Source organism: Vibrio sp. 1562, from assembly GCF_033340155.1.
GTDB classification, from domain to species: Bacteria; Pseudomonadota; Gammaproteobacteria; order Enterobacterales; family Vibrionaceae; genus Vibrio; species Vibrio alginolyticus.
The window spans coordinates 1-1,162 of the sequence record NZ_JAWOVY010000106.1; the positions used below are offsets into that span (position 1 = coordinate 1).

The window sequence follows — 1,162 nt, forward strand, 5'->3', positions numbered from 1 at the left end:
GTTTTGCAGGACTAATGGAGCAGAAAAAATAATCAATATGCATTTATGTAACTGCGACAAATTTGCAAAAATGTGTTTGTAGTAGTTTCGATAAATAGAGTTGGACATCGGACAGATAGCTATGAGCGAGGAACTGACGTGGCCAACCAAAATCGACCAACCCAGCTAAGCCACTTTTCTCAATATCTTCATTTTTAATTCATACATATTTGGGCTTGGATACCTCAAATATGTATGCAAACGTTCTGTATTGTAAAATGTCATGCTAAGCTCGAAAGCACGATTGAACACCTTGGTGTCGAGATTGAAGATGTACTAAGGATTTCAGATAGTTGTGACGGATGATTCAATGCCAACGGCTTAAGTTGTAAATATTCATGGCAGACGTTTGTGTCCCCAACGCTATATCTTTCACACAAATATGAGAAGTGTATTTATGACTATTCAGCAAATTAAAGTTGGCAGTGTTCCTGATATTATTGAGCTAACACCAAACTCCAATGAGCAAAGTGATTCTTATCCTTTTATCCTATCAACGAATACTTCATGGGGAGAACAGGGTTCTAAAATATCAATAGAGAAATTACGCCAAAATATTGAGCCTTGGTTAACAGCACTTTTTCAATCCGAACATTTAAATCTATTGATCGGTGCGGGTTTAAGTACGTCTATTCAAATGTCGGCTACAGGCGTGCCACCCGTTGGAATGGGGTGGATCAGTGATCTAGCGGTCTGTCAAAGCGAAATAAATGAATTCGCTACAAAAGCTGCCAAATCGGCTGGTCGCGCACAAGGAAATATAGAAGATCAAATTAGAGCTATTAATGAACTTATCAAAGGTCTTGAAATTTTAACAGTGTTGGATAGCCCGCAACCTGAAAACCCCCCGGCTCCATATGCAGCCTATAGAGACCTAAAAGCTGATTTAGCTGCAATTAAGGGGGAATTGTCTCGATGTCTAGGTGAGTTTTCAAAATCTGTCAGTACAGGAGAACACTTAATTAAAAGTGCTGAAAAAAACGAAAAGAGGAAATTTTCAATTATCTTGTGAGTTTCTTAATGAGCTTTGCAAGTAGAACCGCTACACGCGACAGATTGCATATTTTTACAACGAACTATGACCGAATTATCGAGGTTGGTGCTGAACTTGCTGGTTTAAGAC

Annotated in this window: 1 protein-coding gene and 1 pseudogene; both read left to right on the plus strand. The window is 38.8% G+C overall.

Annotated features, from left to right (window positions below):
* Positions 1 to 261 precede the first annotated feature (261 nt).
* A pseudogene (locus R7Z49_RS28160) lies at positions 262 to 345 on the plus strand (integrase); the annotation flags it as partial.
* 91 nt (positions 346 to 436) lie between these two features.
* Entirely contained in the window at positions 437 to 1,051 is a 615-nt protein-coding gene (locus tag R7Z49_RS23495; RefSeq protein WP_318112143.1) for a hypothetical protein, read from the plus strand.
* Positions 1,052 to 1,162: the final 111 nt, after the last annotated feature.